The sequence below is a fragment of the Vibrio sp. genome, assembly GCF_984391705.1.
In genome coordinates, this window is record NZ_CFHWOM010000096.1 from 1 (window position 1) to 1,862 (window position 1,862).

Genomic DNA, 1,862 nt, shown 5'->3' on the forward strand with positions numbered 1-1,862 from the left:
GCTCATCCACGAATGAGCAGTTCTTATGCAAATAAAGAGATCATTCGCCAAATTGATCGACAAATGCCCGAAGTCGAGGTGCGTGATATCGCCTCTCTGTATCCCGACTTTCAGATTGATGTACAAGCGGAGCAAAAAGCCCTTGAAGAATCGGACGTTATTGTCTTTCAGTTCCCTTGGTGGTGGTACAGTTCACCTGCTATTTTGAAACACTACTTAGATGAAGTCCTTGAGTTTGGCTGGGCGTATGGCCCGAATGGCAACGCTCTTGTAGGTAAGCACCTTATTGTTTCAACCACGGCAGGTGGTGGTGACTCATTCTACAAACCAGGTGGAGCAAACCATTTCTATATCGATACCTTGTTATCGCCATTCGAAGAAACCGCATTGAAAGCGCGAATGATCTGGCACCGCGCGGTTCGTAGCCACGATATGGCGTATGTACCAGGCATCTACCACAGTGAAAAGTCGGTAAAAGCGAGGGCCAAACAACACGCAGATGAGCTGATTAACGAGATCAAAGCGATCACGGAATTTTCAGAAGAAGAACACATTAAAGATTTTCTAATCAACGATTGGTTTCCTGCTTCGGATGACCTCGAAGAAAACGGCCACTTCACGGCTCACTTCACCCTAACGACACATTTCGATTTTGATGGCAAAACATACAAAGCACATGAGGGGTTTGTCGAGTGGATTGAGGGGCTTAGAGCGACACTAAAACCTGGTACGATCAAGCATACAGTTCAATCGTTTAACATGACCAAAGGTGACAAATCCGCCTTTAAAGTATTCATGACGATCAATATCAAGGCTCAAACGATTGACGGCCAAGCGATTGACACAACCACCAGCGAAGAGTGGTCCATCGATTTGACAGTGGATCATAAAGTCATCATTACAGAGCGCCTCTCAAAAACGATCTAATGGCGCTGAAGCCGCGCTGTTTAATTGCGCGGCTTTCACTCCCCCACCCTTTCGAACACTTTTTTAATCGTTTTGGTTTAAATAGATTCAACTCATTACCCACTACTAGGTTAAAAGTGCAGAGTTAGAATAGAACCCAAGCAATCAATACTGTGGATGTGATATGCACTTAAAACATTACTCCAAGCAGATCAATCTCTTTGAGCTTTGGTCACCAGAATATAAAGAAACCATCAAGCTTGATCAGGTCATTGAGCAGCTGTCTAATGACCAAGCTTTGGCGGCTTACGTAAAAGCTCACCCAGCCCCAATCGTTTCTGTTGATCAGAAAGAAGAGTGGGTAAAAGCCATGCTTACACTACGCCCTGCCGGTTACCATAACGAGTCTCTTTTTAGAGCGATTGATCATTGGTGTATTCAGACAAACAGTGCTAAGCCAAGTGTCAACGTATCTGACTTACCTGTAAATAAGCACCACAGTTGCGGGACCAAACTAATCACATGGCAGGGCGATATCACAACCTTGCAAGCCGATGCCATCGTCAATGCCGCTAACTCACAGATGCAAGGGTGTTTTCAGCCGTTTCATGCGTGTATTGACAATGCCATCCACACCGCTTCGGGTCCAAGACTTCGTGAAGATTGTCATACCATCATTCAACTCCAGGGTGAGGATGAAACAACGGGCGCAGCCAAGCTCACTCGTGGTTACAACCTACCAAGCCGTTATGTTTTGCACACTGTAGGCCCCATCATCCATCGAGGTGCTCCATTGACCAATAGTGACCGACAGGCTTTGGCTGATTGCTATAACAGTTGTTTAGATCTTACTTTAGAGCATGGTGAGATTGAGTCAGTAGCGTTCTGTGCGATTTCTACTGGCGTATTTGGCTTCCCAAAAGAGGAAGCTGCAGAAATTGCCATCAACACGGTTA

Annotated in this window: 2 protein-coding genes; both read left to right on the top strand. The window is 45.6% G+C overall.

The window, feature by feature from the left end; genetic code table 11:
* A partial coding sequence (locus AC4MRV_RS21050) for an NAD(P)H-dependent oxidoreductase (RefSeq protein ID WP_491189247.1) occupies positions 1-927 on the top strand: 927 nt, incomplete at its 5' end.
* 163 nt (positions 928-1,090) lie between these two features.
* On the top strand, positions 1,091-1,862 hold a 772-nt coding region (locus AC4MRV_RS21055; RefSeq protein WP_491189248.1), incomplete at its 3' end, for a macro domain-containing protein.